Consider the following 18300-nt stretch of genomic DNA (forward strand, 5'->3'; position numbering starts at 1 on the left):
TTCTGCACAAGGTGTTGCGTACTAAAGCAACGCTAACCGCGCACAATGGACTCATGCAACTCCTCGGCATTCGCGACGTGTTGCACATATTGCAACACCAATTGCATACGGCGCACAACGAATGCATTATTGACTCATGACTTCCGAGGCCGCTCCACGCCTGATTACCATCGGTGAGACGATGACGCTCGTCACCCCGGCATCGGCCGAACCGCTCGGGACGGCGACAGATTTTCGGCTCGACGCGGGTGGCGCCGAATCGAACCTCGCCTCGCACCTCTCCCACCTCGGAGTTCGCGCCGCCTGGGTTAGCGCCGTCGGAGACGATGCACTCGGGGAGCGCCTTCGGGCAACGATCAGCGCCCGCGGCGTCGATACTCGGTGGGTGACATCGGATGCCGAGGCACCAACGGGCGTGTACTTCAAAGACCCGGGCGACGGCGTTCTGTACTACCGGCGCAGCTCGGCGGCCTCGCGAATGGGGCCGGAAACCGTACGCGACGTGCCTCTCGAAGCCTCCGAGATCGTGCACCTGACAGGGATCACTCCCGCCCTCTCGCCAAGCTGCTCAGACCTTGTCGACTCCGTGGTCGAACGCGTGGCGGCGAGCAGCGCGACGCTCAGCTTCGACGTGAACCACCGCGCTGCCCTGTGGCCGCGGGGCGCCGCCTCCCCCACCCTGCGTTCCCTTGCCAACCGAGCCGACATCGTCTTCGTCGGACTCGACGAAGCGCACACGCTCTGGGGAACCGAGACGGCAGACGACGTTCGCGCAATTCTCCCCGAACCCGAGCGACTCGTCGTCAAAGACGGCGAAATCGGGGCCACCGAGTTTTACCGCGCCGACGGAACAGACGAACGCGTCTTCGTCGCAACGACCCCGGCCGATGTCGTCGAAGCGGTTGGCGCCGGCGACGCGTTTGCGGCTGGCTACCTCGCGGCGGCACTGCGTGGCGAAGCGGCATCCGATCGGCTGGCGGCAGGACACGCACGGGCACGTCTCGTGCTGCAATCGACGAGCGACTTCATCATCGAGGTCGAAGAACTGATCATCGATCCGGACAAGCAGAAGGGCTGACCATGGCCAGCAATACAGAATTCGACACTCTCTTCGCGGGCGCCCCACTCATGGCGATTATGCGGGGCATGGGCGTGGAACGCAGCCTGAACGTCGCCGCCGCCGCATGGGACCTCGGCATCGACGTTGTCGAACTGCCGATTCAGACTGCAGACGACATTGAGGCTCTGCGAGCGGTCGCCGAGGCCGGCCGCGGTCGCGGCAAGCGCGTCGGCGCCGGCACCGTCGTCACGGTCGAGCACGTGGCACAGGCCGCCGCCGCCGGAGCCGAATTCACGGTGAGCCCTGGCTTCGACCCGGAGGTCGTGCGCGCCTCGACGGAGGCCGGTCTGCCCGCCCTCCCTGGCGTCGCAACCCCGAGTGAGGTGCAGCTTGCCCTGAAGGAGGGCCTGACCTGGCTCAAGGCCTTTCCCGCCTCGCTTCTCGGCACACCGTGGTTCGGTGCGATGCGTGGGCCGTTTCCCGGGGCGAAGTTCGTGGCAACAGGCGGAATGGATGCCGGTAACGCCGGCGACTTCCTCACCGCAGGTGTGCGTGTCGTCGCCGTGGGCTCGGCTCTCGAAGACGAGTCGCAGCTGCCGAAGCTCGCTGAGTTGCTGAAGCGCTGATCATGGCGGTCTCCGCGAAGGGCAGCGCTGCTGACAGCATCCGTTCCCGTCTTGCTCATGTGGAAGCACGGCTCGCCTACGAGATCGACGTCGTGGCAGCGCGCGCATCTCAGGCTGACGGCGCGGTGATCGTCGATACGCGCAAGCAGGCTTCGTGGGATCACGGCCACGTGACTGGGGCGCTTCATCTGCCGAACGACGCGCTAGAGGGCGATCTGGGCGTTCTGCCGACTGACCGCACGCTCATCCTGTATGGCTGGGGGCCGGGCTGCAATGGAGAGACATACACGGCGAAGACGCTGCTCGAGCAGGGATTTGATGTGCGCGAGATGATCGGCGGCTACGAGTATTGGGCGCGCAACGGATTTCCCATCGAAGGTGTCGGTGAGGACGGCGCGATCGTCGACCTCACCCGCCCGGCCGATCCGCTCGTCACCGCAGAGTAGCGCGTCTGTCACACGTGCAGGCGCTTACCGAGCTCATGGCGGACGGTACGCCCCCCGACGAGCTGCAGCAGCGCGAGGACGATCAGGCTGAGTCCACCGCAAATGATCGACGGCAGGGCGTTCGTCACCCAGCCGAACGCGAGAAATCCAATGGGCGCAAGCCCCAGAAGCACGGTCAATACGCTGTAGACGACGTGCTCGCTCGTCTCGATGCGCATCAGCCGGACGGTGATCAGCAAGGCGACGATGGACGATGCGCAGAGAATCGGGATCGCATACGTCACCGACCAGCCGGGCCAGCCCGAGAGATAGTCCCAGTAGACGCAGATGAGGCCGACGATCACGACGAGGTAGACCGTGCTCTTGGCGAGATTGCGACGTTTGCGCACGGCCATCAGCACGACAAGCCACATGGCGCTCAGCCCCAGCCAGACGGAGCGGATCATGCCAAGACCCGTGAGCTCATGGCTGAACAGCAGCTGGGCAGCGAAGGACGCCAGAATCACGGCGAGAGAGGTGAAGAAGAGCACCCTCACCACGCGACGCCGCGAGAATGTCAATGGGATCGACGGCAGCGGGCTGGGTGTTGCCTCGCCCGCGACCGCTGTTCCGCACAGAGGGCATCGAACCCAGGCTCCCTCGATATCAACCGCGCATGCGTCGCACCGCCTCATAATGCCGCCTCCGCGAGTTCCTCTTCGGTCACGCGCGCGGCTGCGACCGTGACAGCGACACCGCGGTCGGTGAGGAGCCGCGCGAACTCTTTAATGTGATCGGTCTCGACACATGGCGACGTAAAGCTGATCGTGAGCACGCCTGCATGACTCATGACGCAGATCTGCGGACGCGCCGCTGATACGTGAAACGACATGCGTCCCACGTGTTCATCGACGGAATCGGGCAGGCTGACGCGGCCGAGATTTGAGACGGCGATGCTGAGACCGCGGTTGTTCCCCCAATTGACCAGCCTCAAAATCACATCTTTCAGCGGCCGCGGTATGACCCTCAGAACAAACAGACCCTCAAGCCGGATGAACTGACGCAGCGTCTTCTCCAAGGCCTCGGGGCTGACCTTCGGGCTGAACTGGGCATCAAGCTGTCTGCCGATTGAGCCCACGTCGTCGGCACCCTCGCCGTACGTGTGGTCCACTCGGACCGTTGCAAAGAAGTTCCGAGGCGATGTCGAGGGGAAGAACTGACGCAGATTGACCGGCGCCGACGCCGACAGCGTGCGGGCCTTGCCCAGGTCACCTGCCGACGCACGAATGGATTCAAAGAACAGCGCAGTCAAGAACATCGTCAGCGGGACTTCTGCGGCGCGCGCGAGGTTTAGGACATCGTGCGCGGGCATCGTGAGTTCGACGGCGCGCGTCCGGTTATCTGGGGTGCGCGTTCCTCTGACGCGATATACCTTCCTCTCAGGCAAATGGAAGAATCGGCCGATCCTGCGAGGAATTCCCCGCGCGAATCGAGCGCGCCCTCCGACAACGCCCGAACCTGGTGCTGCGGGGCCCGGGCCCGTGCTGAAGTCGGGCTCCGATGCCGGTGCTTCGTGGCGGCGACGGCGGCGGAAATAGTGCGCGAAGCTGTCGGCGACAAGCCCGTGCGTCGGCTCGGCTCCCTCGCCAGCTGGCGTGCGTGCGTCGAGCTGGCCTCGGTCGGCGTGAGCGTCGGAACCGGCACCGGACTCGCCTTGAGTGCTCGGCTGCTCGGGATGCCGCAGGCTGACGTAGGCGGTAACAAGGTCGGTCAGAAACCACAGCGCACCGGTGCCGTCAGACAAAGCGTGGAAGATCTCGAGGATGATCCGCTGGCGGTGATGCATCACGCGGAAGAGCAGGTTGCGCCGATCCGCTTGATAGATGGGAGCACAGGTGTGCTGCCGATCGCCGGTGACGCGGGGGCGAAGGTCGCTGTCTTGAAGGTAGTACCAGAACACGCCTCGACGCAGCACGGCATGGTAAAGGGGGTAACGGTCGTACGTTGCATCCAGCGCTTGCTGCAGCAGCACCGGGTCCACATCATGATCCATCTCGGCACTGATGCGGAATACCTTGGGATCGGAGTCGCTTCGCGCGGCAAGAAAGATGTTTGACGCGTTGTCGAGCCGCACCCAGTTGCGGCGCGTCCCATCCCCGCGGGTCACCACGCTGCCTCCTGCCCCGGCCCTCCGATATCGGTGACGCTCTCGTCGGACGCGAGGGGGTCATCGAGAAACGCATTGATCACCGCGCAGGCCTCCCGCACCGGCCGTGAGAACCGCGGCAGTTGGATGAACCCGTGCAAGGCTCCGCGCACACGATGAATCCGCACGGCGTTCCCCGCCCGTGCGAGAGCTCGACCGTATGCTTCACCTTCATCGCGCAGAAGGTCAAGCTCCGCCGTCACCACGAGAGTTGTCGGCTGCCCAGACAGATCCGTCGACTCCAGAGGAGCAACGAGAGGATCTCGGCGCCGTTCCGGGTCGGGCACGTACAGATCGAAATAGTCCTGCACCTCAGCGCTGGTGAGCCTGAGGTCTTCGCCGTGCTCGCGTACCGAGGCGAACGGAGACGTGTCCAGAGTGTGGTCCCAGTGCGTCACCGGATAGAGCAGGATCTGCCGTCGCGCACCGCAGAGGCCCTGTCGGCGGAGTTTGAGGGAGACAGCGGCAGCGAGATTGCCTCCGGCAGAATCCCCAACCAGTACGATGTCTGCGGCATCAGCGATGCCCGCGCGCTGTGGGTTCGCCAGCAGCTGCTCAACAATCCCGAAGCAGTCGTCGAGACCCTCGGGGAACGGATGCTCCGGCGCCAGTCTGTAGTTGACTGAGGCCACGACACACCCCGTGAGGTCGGCGATCGTGGCACAGGCCGGCGTGTATGTCTCGATGTCACCCGTGACCCAGCCGCCACCGTGGAAGAAGAGCAGCACATCATCACGTCGACGTTCCTTCGGCTGGAAGACGCGAACAGGGACCGAGCGTCTCCCCGCATCGGCAACGGTCTGCCGATACAGCGTCCGGCGCCACGGCATCGACATGATGGCGAGTCGACGTTGAAAGCGCCGTACCTTCCCGTAGTCCTCGCGCATGTTGATCCGCGGGGCGGCGAACAGCCCGAGAAATGCCCGCGTCAGCCGGTTCATGGGCGGGCGGTGCTGTCGCGGGCGGGCGTGTGCATACACTCAGCGTAAAGGGCCTCGCCGCTCTGCCGAACTACTGCGCGACGAACCAGGGTTGGTGTGCCGCCACCTTCGTGCGCAGGCCGGCGTCGGCAAGCATCTGCTTCACGCGCTCCCGCTGTTTGATGCTCGAGACGCCGATGATGCTCAGTGCAGACACCGGCACTTCACCGCGCACGAGAGCCTCAGCGACGAGCTTCTGCTCACCGCTGTCGTCAAGGGCGAAGCGTGCCAACATCCGGTCTGCCTGATCTGGTTCGCTCGCAAAACGGGTGAGTCCTGCCGCTGCATCGCCGTCGGCGATCACCATGTCTCCGTCGATGGCGCGAATGCTCGCGACAGTTGCAACGAGCATGACGTAGTCGGTTGGCGAGGTGCGCACGAGATCGGAGTCAAGACGAACGTTCGGTTCGCGAGAGCGGATGCTTCCCCACACCGAGGCGTCGGGCGAGAGAAAGAACGGCACATACGCAGACACCGCTGCGTCGTCGATGGTGATGCGGCGTCGGGCCGCACGGTTCTCTTCACTGGAGAGCGCCACTTCGCACGGTCCGGATTGTGCGTCGTCGTGAAGCAGATCGTCGCAGAGGATGCTGCCGCCCGCGAGAATCGCGGGAAGATTGCGTGTGTGCGTGACGTGAAACAGACGCTGCTGGTCGACGCGAACGGTCTTCGTCTTTGCAGATGAACCGCGCTGCGCGGCCGGGCGGGAGGGGCGCGTCGTACGAATGCCAGCGACGCGGCTCTGACGGGCGGCAGCTGGCTTCTCGGGTGTTTTCGGGGGGTTGCAGACGGCACACAGCTCGGGCTCGAAGCCGTGCCTACATTCGTCGGTCAAGTGAACCTTTCATCCGTCGGCCGCGGGGCTTCTTCGAACGACCGGAAACCAAGGTTACGCCCCCGCATGGGGTGTGCGCGACCTGGATTCGGGATCGCGGTTCTGCAGCCGCGTGGCGATGATCGAATTGATCGGCCAGCTCAAGATCAAGACGAACAGCGCGTAGTAGTTGATGACGGGTACGAACGTTCCGATGATGAGCGCGACGATAAAGAGAGCAGTCGTCAGCACGCTGTTCGCGAGAGTGTGGGTCGACAGCGGGTTGTCGGGGTTCTCACTGGCTGAGCCCCGAATCGTCATGACGAGGAGCGTGAGCATGAGGCTGCTCGCCGCCATCGTCGCAATGTAGAACGCGATGACGCCCGGCTCAATCTGAAAGTTCGCGGTCATCGCCGTGGGAAGGGGAAGCAGCACGATTGTGAACGACCACATGATGGTGAGTGTGAGAATGCGCGGGGTGTAGCCGCTCAGGTGCTCGAAGAGCCCGTGGTGGCTGACCCAGAGACGAGCGATGACCGCGAAGCTGATGAGAAACGCGCCGATCTGGCCCCAGTGCTCGGTGAAGAAGGCAGCGAATGTCGACCCGGCGTAGATCTCGTCTGATGCCTCGTCGACAAGAGGCAGCACCAGAAGGGTGATGGCGATCGCCACGATGGCATCGGTGAATGCGGCAAGCCGCTCGGGGCTCTTTCTCATCGCCATGCGCCCAGATTACTCCTGAACGGCGGGCCTCTGAAGCGCGGCGTCAGGCGGCGGCGACCTCGCGGCCGTTTGCTCGTCTCTGCGCGATCCCCACGAGCAGCGTCAGGCCAAAGGCGATGCCGAATGCCACGAGCATCGACAGCGTCATGCCGAGCGCCGTCGTCGACACGAAGGGAGCGACGACGGCCGGAAGGTACGCTGTGGCCTCCGCGCCGGTGAGCCCGACGACGACGCCACCGCCCGTCGCTGCGATGAGCGCGGTCGCGAAGATCTTCTTGTCTCCGAACATGAACGGATACGACGACTCGACGAACGTGCCGAAGAAGAAGTTGACGGCGGCACCCGACCCGGCCAGCGCGCGTTCGCCGCTCGTTCGCGGCACAATCACGTTGGCGAGGGTGATGCCGAGCGACACCATCACAAGCGACACCATGTCGATCGCCCCGAAGAAGCTGTAGCCCTTCTCCCCCATTTCCAGCAGCACGAGCGGCAGAATCACCGAGTGATACACACCGCCGATGATGGCGGGCCAGATCGCAAGCCCCGCCAACGCTCCGGCAAGAGCGGGATTGACGTCGACAGCCCATTCGATTCCGCCCTTCACGCCAAGTCCGAGCGCGTCGGTGACGGGGGCAAGCGCAAAGTAGACGAGAAGACCGGGCAGCAGGCCGGCGATGGCACCGGTGACGATGTTCGCCGTGGTCGCGGGGAAGCTGTGTGACAGCGTCCATTTGATGAGCCAGGCACTGATCAGGCCGGCGAGGATTCCCGCTACCAGTCCGCCCAGCAGGCCGCCCTCTGTGGCAAGGATGCCCGCGACCGCGCCAGCGACGAGCCCCACCTCGCCGAGGCCGGAGATCTTGCGTGCGGCCACGGCAGAGACGACGACGGGCAGACCCGCGATCAACGTGTCGAAAACGGGTGTGAGTGCGGAAAGCCAGGGGATCTGACTCAGCGCGAGCACAAGAGCGAGGGCGATGAACGCCGGAATGCTGCCGACCATGATGCCGCGGATGCTGATGCGCCGCCACGCTGCTTCGGGCGCCGTCGACCCCGGAGCCGATGAGCTGCCGCCGAGCGATGGCCGGTAGCCGACGCCCCAGTACCGGGCGAGGCCCGAGATGTATGACACCGCGCGCGTTGTGCTCGTCGTTCCGGTTGTGCCCGAGGCTGCGATGAGCTTGACGCCGAGCTGCTGTGCCCCGGCGATGGAGGTGCCTCCCGTGCCGGCAGCGGGAATCTCGGCGGCCGCGGCGGCGACCATCGTGCGCTCGTTCGTGTCGTCTGGGTCGGCGCTCATCAGTATGAGCCCGTCGATTTCGCCCGCCGATACCTGGTTGGCGATTTCGGCATCCATCTCACGGGCCGCCGTGTTCACCTCAGAGAGTCCGCCGCGAACGATGACGGTGGGTGTTCCATCGACGAGGCTCCAGAGCGCAGCCGGAGTGTCGCACGATGCCTGATCCATTGAGTTGTCTGCCGAGACGAACTGCACTGCCGCGATGCTGAAGCCCGCGGCATCCGCCTGTCTGACGACGTCGCGAAGAAGGCGATCGGGGTCGTCGCCTCCGTGGCTGCGCAGATTGCCTCCGCTGCTGCCGAGGAGGGCGATGCTGCGCGCGGGCGCGGCCTCGTCTGGCGTGGGCACATGGTTCCTCTCGGTGAAAGATCAACGATCACGTCAGTGTGCCACGTCGACGCGCTCCAGCCGTAGTCCACGCCGCAGGGCGGTATCGCCCGGTGCGACTGCCTGGCGTCGGCCAGCTACTCGGGCAGGCCGGCCGCGCGCGCGATCTGCGCTACCTCAGCCGGGTCGAGGTTGAAGATCTCGGTGCCGTCTCGATCGGAGGGAACCGAGAAGAAGGTGACTGTAGGCGTGCCGATACCGGGCACATCGACGATGGCGAAGCCCGAACCCATCGTCGCTCGCTCATGCCCGCCGGGAACGCACGCATCAGAGGTGTTTGCGATGCCTGGCGCGACGATGACCGGAACGCCCCGCTGGGTCGCGACGAGGCTGTGATGGTAGTGCCCGCTCAGCACGGCCGTCGCATCGCCCGCCGCACACACGTCGAGCAGCTCGCTCGCATTCTGCAGTTCGAGCGCCTTCAACAGCGGCCCGTACGCGGGAGTCGGGGGGTGGTGCACAACGACGAGAGCAGGGCCGGATGCCGCGGCGAGCTCGTCGCTCAGCATGCGCAGCTGCTCGGGACCGACGTGCCCGTACCCCGCCCGCGGAACCGCCGAGTCGAGCCAGACGATGCGAACGCCGCGCACCTCGGTTGCTCCCGCATGCGCACCAAGAACGCTCTCGAATTCGGCGACGCGGTCGTGGTTTCCCATCGCGTAGACAACCGCGGCTCCGCGCCGTTGGGCCCACGGCTCGACGAGCTCGCGGAGCTTTGCATAAGAACCCGCGCTCATGTCGTCTGAGAGGTCGCCGCTCAGCACAACGGCGTCGATGCCGTCGACCGAAGCGGCGCGCTCAAGCGTGCGCTGCAGCGCCGCCGTCGTGTCGACGACGCCGTAATGCAGCGAGCCGTCCGCATACACGTGCGTGTCAGAGAGATGCAGAACCCTCAGCGGGCGGTCGTGCAGGCTTTGCGTATCGCGTTCAGTCACGCGAACACCCTACGACGCACACCCGACGTCGTGGCACAGCTACGCGGTGCCGAGCAGCATCGGTAGGGTCTCTCGCGCTCCCACCTCGTGCAGCGAGGACAGCGCCCGGTCGTACGCGGCGACGAACACGGGCTCGTCGATGAGGTTTCCGAACAGTTCCTCGTCGCGCAAGAAGGAGTGGGGGTCTTCGGGGTATCGGTTCGCCGCCGCCATCACGCGATCCTTCAGGCGGTCGACAACCTCGATCGGCTCACCCTGCTCGTCGATGCCCTCCGCATACCGTGCCCAACTGGCGACGATCGCCGCGGCAAACTGCACCTGCGGCTCCGGCCGCGCGAGCTGGTCGCGAATGACGGGAACGAGCCACTTCGGAATGCGGTCGCTCGACTCCGCGCACAGCCGAGCGACGGTGTCGCGGATGCCGGGGTTGGAGAAGCGCTCGATCAGCTGCGGCTTATACTTCTCGATGTCGAGCCCCGGAACCGGCTTGAGCGTCGGCGTCGCATCGACGTTCATGTAGGCAAGCAGAAACTCGGCGATGAGGGGGTCCTGCGTGGCGTCGTGCGCGTAGCGATACCCCATGAGGTGGCCAAAGTAGCAGAGCCCCTGGTGGCTCGAATTGAGCAGGCGCAGCTTGATGAACTCGTACGGCTCGACATCGTCGACCACCTCGACACCGGCATCCTGATACGGCGGCCTGCCATGGGTGAACGTGTCTTGCAGCACCCACTGGAAGAACGGCTCGCACACGACGGGCCAGGCGTCGGCGATGCCGAACCGGCTGGCGATCTCGGCGCGGTCGTCGTCTGTTGTGACGGGCGTAATGCGGTCGACCATGCTGTTCGGGAACACCACGTTCTCGTCAATCCACGCCGCGAGCTCGGCATCCTTGGCGTGCGCGTAGGTCGTGAACGCGTGCCTGGCGACCTCGCCGTTGTTCTGCAGGTTGTCGCACGACATCACGGTGAAAGGCACGATGCCGCGATCACGTCGACGCCGCAGCGCTTCGACGACGAGACCGAACACCGTCTCGGGAGCATCCGAACCCAGATCATGCGCAACCCGAGGGTCGTCAAGCTGAAACTTCCCCGTCACCTGGTTGATGTTGTATCCACCCTCGGTGACGGTAAGCGACACAATCCGGATGCCGGGGTCGGCCATGCGCTCGATCGCGGCCTCGGTGTCGTCTGGCGCGTAGAGGTAGTCGATGATCGACCCGATGACGCGCGCGCTCAGCTCGCCGTCTGCATGCTTCTCGACGAGCGTGTACAGGTAATCCTGCGCGGTGAGCGCATCGCGCATGCGCATGTCGCTCGGCATCACGCCGATTCCGCAGATTCCCCAGTCGTTCGCTGTACCTTGCGCCAGCAGATCGTCGATCACCTTCGCCTGGTGCGCGCGATGGAAGCCGCCGACGCCGAAGTGCACGATTCCCGCGGTGACCTGGCTGCGGTCGTACGCGGGGACGGCGACGCCGTCGAGCGTTGCCAGCGCCGCCGCGCTCAGCTGTGTCGCGTTCTGAGTGGTCATGGCTGTGCCTCTTCCTGTTTCTGCGTTTGTTCCGCGCCCGCCTGTGCTTCGAGCGCTCGGTAATCGACTCCGGCCTCACGCACGGCCGTCTCGGCGGCACGCGACAGGGGCGGATCGGCGAACACGGCCGTGAAGTCGCTCAGCTGGGCGAAGGTCACGAGCCCCTGCGCCGGCTGGTCGCCGTGAACGAGAGCGACCCGAGTGGTTGCCGCGTCGAAAGCCGCACGCTTGATGGCCGCGGCGCGGGGAGTGGATGCCGTCAGGCTGCCCGCCTCGTCGACACCCGTGCACGAGAGAAATGCAACGTCGACGCGCACGCTCGCGAGCGCTTCGCGCGTCCACTGTCCCGACTGCTCACCGTCGTCGCCGACGGTGCCGCCCAGGTTGTACACGGCGACGTGTTCTTTGCGGCTTGCCGTCAGCGCCACCGGAACGGCGTTGGTGACAACCTGCAGCCCTGCGGCATCCGGAAGCATTGCGGCAAGCGACTGGCAGGTCTCTCCCGAGTCGATGAAGATGCTCCCCTGCTCGGGGACGAACGCGAGTGCGGCACGGGCGAGCTCAAGTTGAGGCACCTTCGCGCCGGTCAGAAGCGGGAACTCCTCGACGAGCGATGTCTGAAGAATCGCGCCGCCGTGCGCCCGCGTGAGCGTGCCGCGCTGCTCGAGGGTGCGCAGATCGCGCCGGATCGTCTCTTCGGCAACGGCGAACGCCTCGGCGAGATCAGACACTTCGACGCGCTTGTCGCGCTCGAGCATGGCGAGAATGACCGTGTGCCGCTGCTCGACGGGCATGCCTGCTGCTGGGGTGAGAGTCATGTGAGCTCCTCAGGTCTGGATGCTGGTGCCTGCTGCGCTCGTGTCATTTGATGGCACCCATCGCGAGGCCGCGTACGAGACGCTTCTGAGCAATCCATCCTGCTATGACGACGGGCAGAACTGCCAACGTCGCCGCAGCCGAGAGCACGGCAAGAAATTGCCCGCGCCCCGAGACGAAGCTGCCGAGGAACGGCGGCGTGGTGCGGGCGACAGTCGAGGTGAGCAGGTTGGCAAGAAAGTACTCGTTCCACGCGAAGATGAAGCAGATCAGCGCGGCTGCGGCGATGCCGGGCGCCACGATCGGCATCACGATGCGCACGAGTTCTGTCCAGAAGTTGGCGCCGTCGACCTGTGCCGCCTCGATGATCTCCCCAGGCACCTCGCTGAGGAATGATCGCATCATCCAGATGGCGAGTGGCAGGTTCATTCCGACGTACAGAATCGAGAGCGCCGAGATGTTGTCGAGCATCCCCATGTTCTGCAAGAGGAGGTAGATCGGAATCACGATCGCCGCGAGGGGCATGAACTTCGTCGAGATGAAGAAGAACAGTGCGTCCGTCGACTTGACCAGTGGACGCACCGAGAGTCCGTATGCTGCGGGAATCGCGAGAACCATCACGATGAGCGTCGAGACGACGCTCGCTGTGAAGGAGTTGGTGAGGTAGACGAGAAAGCCTCGATCGAAAACTGCAGCGAAGTTGTCGAGTGTGAGCTGCGTGATGAACGTCGGCGGGCTCGTGGCGGCGGCCTTCTCTGTTTTAAACGCCGTGAACACCATCCAGGCGATCGGGAAGAACATTCCAACGGTGAGCACCCAGGTGATGAAGGTGAGCACGACCGACCCGGCCCGTTTGCGCAACGGCTTCGTGCGACGGGTTGTGGTGCGGCCAGTCGTGAGCAGCATCGTCGTCGACATCAGCTCATCCCCTCTTTCTTGAAGATCTTGAACAGGGAGCGAAGAGCCACCATGGCGACGATGATCGTCAGAATCACCGTGAGCACACCGTATGCCGCAGCCTCGCCGATCTCGAGGCCGACGAATGCCCGCTCGTACAGCAGATACGACAGAGTCTTCGTTCCACCGGTTCCTCGCGTCATGATCGCAATCGGGTCGAACACCTGCAGCAGCAGAATCGTGCCGAGCAGAATCGACAGCTCCATGTACTGGCGCATGTGCGGAAGCGTCATGGAGAAGAACGTGCGAATGGGACCAGCCCCATCAACGGATGCCGCCTCGAGCACGTCTGACGGCTGACTCTGCAGCCCGGCGAGGAGGATGAGCATCATGAACGGCGTGTACTGCCACGTGAGAACAATGATGATGGTGAGAATCGGCACGTCAGTGTTCCACGCCACCGGATTGATGCCAACCAGGCTGAACAGCCAATTGACCATGCCGACGTTCGAATCGAGCATCGACCACTTCCAGATGAGCGACGCAGCCGCGGGCATCATGAGAAACGGGGTGATCAGCAGTGTGCGCGCAAACCCTTGACCGACAAACTTACGGTCGAGAAGCAGCGCCAGCACCATGCCGAAGACCAGCGAGACGAGCACGCTGAAGCCCACGATCACCACGGTCGCCAGCAGTGAACTCAGAAACGCCCCGTTGGTGAGCACAGTTGCGTAGTTGTCGAACCAGACGAATTTCTGGTCTCCGGGGCGCAGCAGGTTCCACTGCTGAAACGAATAGTAGATCGTGACGAGAAACGGAATCTGGGTGATGGTGATGGCCGCGGCCAACGCCGGCCACACGAGGGCCCTGGAGAGCCGGAGCCCTCGGCGTTCCCGCTGCGTGAGCACGGGCTTGCGGCCTCGGCGAGGTTTAACCTCGCCGTCGTTCTCGACCCGTCCGGGTCGGATGGCTGTCGCAGTCATTGTCGTCTTTCTCGAGATGTCCAATACCGAAGCGGTCACGCCGCCCACCGACCGGCTGAGCCGGAGGGCGGCGTGAGCTCGCCAACGATGAAGCCGACGCTATTCCTTCTGCGCCTCGCCCGCCTTCTCGGCGAGCTTCTGCCCGTCACTCAAGGCATCCTCGACACTCGATCGACCGGCAAAGACGTCGGCGATGCTCTGAGATACCTGGTTTCCCAGGTCTTGAAACTCAGGGATGGTGACGTACTGGATGCCGACCCAGGGCTGCGGGTTGACGCCCGGCTGTGTGGGATTCACGGCCAGCATGACGTCCTTCGTGATTCCGGCGAACGCCCCTGCCGCTTCTTTGTACTCAGGAATCTCGTATGTCGATGCACGTGACCCCGGCGGCACACGACTCCAGCCGAGCTCCTCGCCGACGAGCTTCATGTAGTCCTTGCTCGTCGCCCAGCTTACGAACTCCCACGCGGCATCCTTCTTTTTAGATGTCTCGGGGATCGCCAGGTTCCACGACCACAGCCATCCGGATTCTTCCGTCTCGACAGTTGGTGCGTGCACATAGCCGACGTTGCCGGCAACCTCGCTGAGGTCTTCAGATTCCAGCGAGCCCGCAGCGCTCGTGGCGTCGTACCAGAACGCCGCCTTGCCCTGCGAGAAGAGGTTGAGGCATTCGGTGAAGCCGAACGACACCGGGTCGGACTCACCAGCATCCTTCACCAGGTCGGTGTAGAACTGCACGGCCTTCGTGAACTCAGGTGAATCAACCGTGGCGTTCCAGTCTTCGTCAAACCAATTGCCTCCGAAGGTCTGCACAACCGTCGTGAGCGGAGCAAAGAGCTCACCCCAGCCCGGCTTGCCGCGCAGGCAGATGCCCGCATGGTCGTCGTTGTTCACCTGGCGTGCCATGTCGGCAACCTGCTGCCACGTCGGGTGCTCGGGCACCTCAAGACCGGCGTCAGCGAGAATCTGCTTGTTGTACATCAGGAACGACGACTCACCGTAGAAGGGCACGGCGAACAGGTTGTCGTCGACGGTCAGTGCCTGGCGCACTGGCTTCAAGATGTCGTCAACGTCGTAATCGGCGTCCTTTGTCGTGTAGTCGTTGAGGTTTGTCAGCCACTCGTTCTGGCCCCAGATCGGCACCTCATAGCTTCCGACGGTGACGATGTCATATTGACCGCCCTTCGTCGCGACGTCTTTCGTGACGGCGTCACGCAGGTCGTTCTCCTCCATCTGAATGAACTTGACCTTGATGTCGGGGTGACTCTCTTCGAACTTCCCCTTCAACTGCTCCATATCTTTCATCTGCGGGTTGTTCACCGTGGCCAGCGTGAGGGTCACCGTGTCACCGCCACCTCCGCCTGCTCCGCCCCCGGCGCCGGAACAGCCGGCGAGCATTACACCGGCTGATACGACGGCGGCCAGGGAGAGCCACCGCCTTCCGCGAAGATTCGACTTCGTCATCTCTTTGCCTTTCGTCATCGTTGACCCGTCGCTGTCGCGACGCACACCCACAATCGCCCGAATATGTGTGTTTAAGCAACCAGTAATGTTGGTTCGTAACGGTATCGTAACCACAATTGTCTGTTTTGTGTTTGATTTTGTTGTTTTTGCCTTTTGTGAGGGACGATAGGCATCTGACACCAGCAAGGGAGCTGACGATGTACCCAGCCGAACGGCAATCCGCAATCGTCGCGGCAGCGCACGAGCACGACGGCATGCTCTCGGTGACCTCGCTCAGCACCGAGCTCGAGGTGACAACCGAGACGATCCGACGCGACCTTGCTGCTCTCGAGCGCCAGGGAATCATTGTGCGCACGCACGGTGGTGCACGACTCGCGCACGGAATGCCGTTTGAGATCTCTCTCGCAAAGCGCCAAGCCGAAGAGGCAGACGAGAAACGGCGCATCGCCCTTCGGGCAATCGAGGAGCTGCCGAGCGATGGAGTTGTGCTTCTTGATTCGGGATCTCTGGCACTCGTGACAGCATCCGTCTTTCCTGATGCATCGATCATTGTCGTCACAAACAACCTGCCGGCGATTCCCGTGCTGAAGCAGCGCCCGAACGTGACGGTGATGGCGTTGCCCGGACGGGTGCGCACAATCAGCCAGGGCGCCGTTGATGAGTGGACGCGTCAACGCCTGAGCACCCTCAACGTGGATCTCGTTCTGCTGGGCTCAAACGGTCTCACCGCGTCGGCCGGCGTCACGACGACGATTCCCGATGAGGCCGAAGTGAAGCGGGCGATGCTGCTGTCGGCAAAGCGTCGAGTGCTCACCATCACCGCGAGCAAGGTCGGTCTCACATCGTTCTGCCACGTTGCAGATCTGGCAGAGCTCGACACGATCATCACCGACTCGAGGATCGAACGGGATACCGCAGACGAGCTGCATGCCGGAGGGCCGGACATCGTGGTCGTCTAACCCGCACCCAGCGTCGCCGAAGATTTGGCAGACTGGGGTGTGCGAGCTTGTCTCGCTTTTCGGCCGCATCGTGAGCCCCCAGACATGCGGTCGCTCGTTCACGCAGCGAAAGGTGCGCAATGACGCTAGTAGCAGGCATCGACTCGTCAACGCAGAGTTGCAAGGTCGTGGTTCGCGAATCGTCAACCGGCGCCGTGATTCGCCGCGGTCGTGCCCCACACCCCGACGGCACCGAGGTCGACCCCGAAGCATGGCTTCGCGCTCTGCACATTGCCATTGCCGAGGCTGGTGGTCTCGACGATGTCTCATCGGTGAGTGTTGCCGCGCAACAGCACGGCATGGTGACTTTGGATGCCGATGGCGAGGTTGTGCGAGACGCGCTGCTCTGGAACGACACACGCAGTGCCCCGCAAGCGCTCGATCTGACCGCCGAGCTCGGCGGAACGGCTGAGTACGCCGAGCGGACGGGCGTTGTCCCCGTTGCCTCGTTCACGGCGACGAAGCTGCGGTGGCTGCGCGACGTCGAACCGCAGAACGCGAACCGTGTTGCCGCCGTCGCTCTTCCGCATGATTGGCTCACGTGGCGCATGCGCGGCTTCGGGCCGCTCGGGTCGAGTGACTTCGGTCCCGATTTCGATGAGCTCACCACCGATCGATCTGACGCATCAGGCACCGCGTACTGGTCGCCGACAACCGGTGACTACGATCGCGAGTTGCTCGAGTTGGCCCTTGGCCACGATGCCGTGCTGCCGCGCGTTCTTCAACCATACGAACGCGCCGGGATCGGCAGCGGTCTGTTCAGAAATACCGTCGTCGGAGCGGGCGCTGGCGACAATGCGGGCGCAGCACTCGGTCTCGATGCCGGTGTCGGCGATGTCGTGATCTCGATCGGAACGAGCGGAACGGTTTTCGCCGTCACGCCCGACCCTGTCGTGGATGCAAGTGGCACGGTCGCGGGGTTCGCCGATGCGGCCGGGCGTTTTCTTCCCCTTGTGGCGACGCTCAATGCCGCTCGTGTGCTCGACACCATCTCGAGGTTGCTCGACGTCACGCACTCGGAGCTGGCTGAGCTGTCGATGCGGGCAGAACCGGGATCGAACGGACTCGTCTTGCAGCCGTACTTCGAGGGGGAGCGCACGCCGAACTTGCCCGATGCGACAGCGAGCTTGTTCGGAATGACCATGGCGTCGACGACCAGGCCGGCGCTGGCGCGGGCAGCGGTCGAGGGGATGCTGTGTGCACTCGCCGCGGGCGTCGACGCCGTCGAGCACCACGGCGTCGCTGCCGAGCGGCTTCTTCTCGTGGGCGGCGCCGCCCAGAACCTCGCGGTGCAGACCGTCGCCTCGCAGGTGTTCCGTCGCCCGATCGTTGTGCCGACCCCGGGAGAGTATGTCGCCGACGGTGCCGCACGGCAGGCTGCGTGGGCGCTCGCGGGCGAGCGCCCGACCTGGCCTGTGGAGATCGCGGCGCAGCCTACATCCGATCACCGTCCGATCATCATGCAGCAGTACGACGCGCGCCGCATCGACTAACGCCCCGCGTCGGCTAAGACTCGGTCGATCCAGGTGTGATGGGCAAGCCCCGAAATGCTGTCGATATCGAGCCAAGCGACGTCAATGAGCTCCTGCTGTTCAAGATCAAATGAGTTGCTCACAAGCGAACAGTCGTACGCGATTGTCACGTAGCTGACGTGGTCGCCGTTCGGGTAGGTATTCATGAGCTCCGGCCCACCGTATGCGCCGATGATTCTGCCGACGTTCGGCGCCACTCCGAGCTCCTCCTCGACCTCGCGCGCAATTGCGGCCTCAGGCTGCTCCCCGGGTTCAATCCCGCCGCCAATGAGACTCCACAGCTGCGTATCGCGTTGCTTCGCGAGCAGAAAACGGTCTTCCCGTCGAATAACTGCCGTTACGCCAGGAAGTAACAGCAAGGAATGGCCAACCTGAGAACGAAGACCACGAACGTACGGAGAGATGGGCACGACGTCAGCATACGACCGCCGGTCGTCCACATACTGCTGCCTCAACGGTGGAGCGCTAGAGCCTTTGCGCGAACGTCCGAACGGTTCATTTCGGTCACGGTAACGAAACCGGCGCCCTCGCACCTCGGGCGCGATCAGAATGCACCCTCCGCGCACAGCGCAAGGAAGTCGCCTGCGTATGCCAGCGTCCCGAGATGCGTCATTTTGCGCCACC

At 64.0% G+C, this 18300-nt stretch carries 18 protein-coding genes; 5 read left to right on the forward strand and 13 right to left on the reverse strand.

The features are described 5' to 3' along the window. Positions 1-136: 136 nt before the first annotated feature. From HCR84_RS15115 to HCR84_RS15125, 3 genes are read left to right on the forward strand one after another with little or no spacing between them, the layout of a single operon-like run. Entirely contained in the window at positions 137-1078 is a 942-nt protein-coding gene (locus HCR84_RS15115; RefSeq protein WP_166979678.1) for a sugar kinase, read from the forward strand. Between the two features lie 2 nt (positions 1079-1080). After that, the gene (locus tag HCR84_RS15120) at positions 1081-1686 is read left to right on the forward strand and encodes a bifunctional 4-hydroxy-2-oxoglutarate aldolase/2-dehydro-3-deoxy-phosphogluconate aldolase (RefSeq protein WP_166979676.1); all 606 of its coding nucleotides are present in this window, start codon (positions 1081-1083) and stop codon (positions 1684-1686) included. A 2-nt stretch (positions 1687-1688) separates the two neighbouring features. Then, positions 1689-2132, forward strand: coding sequence for a rhodanese-like domain-containing protein (locus HCR84_RS15125; protein WP_166979674.1), 444 nt, complete (start codon positions 1689-1691; stop codon positions 2130-2132). An 8-nt stretch (positions 2133-2140) separates the two neighbouring features. Here HCR84_RS15125 and HCR84_RS15130 read toward each other — a convergent pair whose 3' ends face one another. The 12 genes from HCR84_RS15130 to HCR84_RS15185 form a co-directional block, all read right to left on the reverse strand. Then, the gene (locus tag HCR84_RS15130) at positions 2141-2806 is read right to left on the reverse strand and encodes a DUF6320 domain-containing protein (protein WP_166979672.1); all 666 of its coding nucleotides are present in this window, start codon (positions 2804-2806) and stop codon (positions 2141-2143) included. Beyond that, positions 2803-4278, reverse strand: coding sequence for an alcohol acetyltransferase (locus HCR84_RS15135; RefSeq protein WP_166981796.1), 1476 nt, complete (start codon positions 4276-4278; stop codon positions 2803-2805). Before HCR84_RS15135 ends, HCR84_RS15130 begins: the two co-directional genes overlap by 4 nt. Continuing rightward, positions 4275-5258 carry an alpha/beta hydrolase gene (locus HCR84_RS15140; protein WP_166979669.1) on the reverse strand — a complete coding sequence of 328 codons (984 nt, stop codon included), beginning with the start codon at positions 5256-5258 and terminating at the stop codon, positions 4275-4277. Before HCR84_RS15140 ends, HCR84_RS15135 begins: the two co-directional genes overlap by 4 nt. Before the next feature lie 70 nt (positions 5259-5328). Further along, on the reverse strand, positions 5329-6132 hold the full coding sequence (locus tag HCR84_RS15145; RefSeq protein ID WP_166979667.1) for a DarT ssDNA thymidine ADP-ribosyltransferase family protein: 804 nt from the start codon (positions 6130-6132) through the stop codon (positions 5329-5331). A 54-nt stretch (positions 6133-6186) separates the two neighbouring features. Then, on the reverse strand, positions 6187-6834 hold the full coding sequence (locus tag HCR84_RS15150; protein ID WP_166979665.1) for a TMEM175 family protein: 648 nt from the start codon (positions 6832-6834) through the stop codon (positions 6187-6189). Between the two features lie 43 nt (positions 6835-6877). Next, positions 6878-8482: a PTS sugar transporter gene (locus tag HCR84_RS15155; RefSeq protein WP_166979663.1), complete on the reverse strand. Its 1605-nt coding sequence runs from the start codon at positions 8480-8482 to the stop codon at positions 6878-6880. A 116-nt stretch (positions 8483-8598) separates the two neighbouring features. Continuing rightward, positions 8599-9456 (reverse strand): metallophosphoesterase family protein, encoded by an 858-nt coding sequence (locus tag HCR84_RS15160; protein WP_235940720.1) that lies wholly within the window; start codon positions 9454-9456, stop codon positions 8599-8601. 39 nt (positions 9457-9495) lie between these two features. Continuing rightward, a complete protein-coding gene (locus tag HCR84_RS15165) occupies positions 9496-10986 on the reverse strand; it encodes a mannitol dehydrogenase family protein (RefSeq protein ID WP_166979661.1) in 1491 nt (496 codons plus the stop codon). Then, entirely contained in the window at positions 10983-11804 is an 822-nt protein-coding gene (locus HCR84_RS15170; RefSeq protein ID WP_166979659.1) for a DeoR/GlpR family DNA-binding transcription regulator, read from the reverse strand. Before HCR84_RS15170 ends, HCR84_RS15165 begins: the two co-directional genes overlap by 4 nt. Before the next feature lie 43 nt (positions 11805-11847). Further along, positions 11848-12720 carry a carbohydrate ABC transporter permease gene (locus HCR84_RS15175; RefSeq protein ID WP_166979657.1) on the reverse strand — a complete coding sequence of 291 codons (873 nt, stop codon included), beginning with the start codon at positions 12718-12720 and terminating at the stop codon, positions 11848-11850. Beyond that, on the reverse strand, positions 12720-13682 hold the full coding sequence (locus HCR84_RS15180; RefSeq protein WP_166979655.1) for a carbohydrate ABC transporter permease: 963 nt from the start codon (positions 13680-13682) through the stop codon (positions 12720-12722). Before HCR84_RS15180 ends, HCR84_RS15175 begins: the two co-directional genes overlap by 1 nt. Before the next feature lie 99 nt (positions 13683-13781). After that, positions 13782-15146, reverse strand: a complete 1365-nt coding sequence (locus tag HCR84_RS15185) for an ABC transporter substrate-binding protein (protein ID WP_166979653.1) — start codon at positions 15144-15146, stop codon at positions 13782-13784. A gap of 197 nt (positions 15147-15343) precedes the next feature. On the opposite strand from HCR84_RS15185, the gene HCR84_RS15190 reads away from it, so the two are divergent. Beyond that, on the forward strand, positions 15344-16105 hold the full coding sequence (locus HCR84_RS15190; protein ID WP_166979651.1) for a DeoR/GlpR family DNA-binding transcription regulator: 762 nt from the start codon (positions 15344-15346) through the stop codon (positions 16103-16105). A 119-nt stretch (positions 16106-16224) separates the two neighbouring features. Beyond that, positions 16225-17637, forward strand: a complete 1413-nt coding sequence (locus HCR84_RS15195) for a xylulokinase (RefSeq protein WP_166979649.1) — start codon at positions 16225-16227, stop codon at positions 17635-17637. Here HCR84_RS15195 and HCR84_RS15200 read toward each other — a convergent pair. Next, on the reverse strand, positions 17634-18086 hold the full coding sequence (locus tag HCR84_RS15200; protein ID WP_244972510.1) for an NUDIX domain-containing protein: 453 nt from the start codon (positions 18084-18086) through the stop codon (positions 17634-17636). The genes HCR84_RS15195 and HCR84_RS15200 overlap by 4 nt on opposite strands. Positions 18087-18300 lie beyond the last annotated feature (214 nt).

The sequence above is a fragment of the Paramicrobacterium fandaimingii genome (assembly GCF_011751745.2).
In the GTDB taxonomy this organism is placed as follows: Bacteria; Actinomycetota; Actinomycetes; order Actinomycetales; family Microbacteriaceae; genus Paramicrobacterium; species Paramicrobacterium fandaimingii.

What these genes read in the sequence shown, in the direction of transcription:
- HCR84_RS15185 (WP_166979653.1), bottom strand. Translation starts at nt 15,146, where the DNA reads ATGACGAAGTCGAATCTTCGCGGAAGGCGGTGGCTCTCCCTGGCCGCC.
- HCR84_RS15190 (WP_166979651.1), top strand. Translation starts at nt 15,344, where the DNA reads ATGTACCCAGCCGAACGGCAATCCGCAATCGTCGCGGCAGCGCACGAG.
- HCR84_RS15165 (WP_166979661.1), bottom strand. Translation starts at nt 10,986, where the DNA reads ATGACCACTCAGAACGCGACACAGCTGAGCGCGGCGGCGCTGGCAACG.
- HCR84_RS15120 (WP_166979676.1), top strand. Translation starts at nt 1,081, where the DNA reads ATGGCCAGCAATACAGAATTCGACACTCTCTTCGCGGGCGCCCCACTC.
- HCR84_RS15140 (WP_166979669.1), bottom strand. Translation starts at nt 5,258, where the DNA reads ATGAACCGGCTGACGCGGGCATTTCTCGGGCTGTTCGCCGCCCCGCGG.
- HCR84_RS15130 (WP_166979672.1), bottom strand. Translation starts at nt 2,806, where the DNA reads ATGAGGCGGTGCGACGCATGCGCGGTTGATATCGAGGGAGCCTGGGTT.
- HCR84_RS15170 (WP_166979659.1), bottom strand. Translation starts at nt 11,804, where the DNA reads ATGACTCTCACCCCAGCAGCAGGCATGCCCGTCGAGCAGCGGCACACG.
- HCR84_RS15115 (WP_166979678.1), top strand. Translation starts at nt 137, where the DNA reads ATGACTTCCGAGGCCGCTCCACGCCTGATTACCATCGGTGAGACGATG.
- HCR84_RS15180 (WP_166979655.1), bottom strand. Translation starts at nt 13,682, where the DNA reads ATGACTGCGACAGCCATCCGACCCGGACGGGTCGAGAACGACGGCGAG.
- HCR84_RS15175 (WP_166979657.1), bottom strand. Translation starts at nt 12,720, where the DNA reads ATGTCGACGACGATGCTGCTCACGACTGGCCGCACCACAACCCGTCGC.
- HCR84_RS15195 (WP_166979649.1), top strand. Translation starts at nt 16,225, where the DNA reads ATGACGCTAGTAGCAGGCATCGACTCGTCAACGCAGAGTTGCAAGGTC.
- HCR84_RS15125 (WP_166979674.1), top strand. Translation starts at nt 1,689, where the DNA reads ATGGCGGTCTCCGCGAAGGGCAGCGCTGCTGACAGCATCCGTTCCCGT.
- HCR84_RS15150 (WP_166979665.1), bottom strand. Translation starts at nt 6,834, where the DNA reads ATGGCGATGAGAAAGAGCCCCGAGCGGCTTGCCGCATTCACCGATGCC.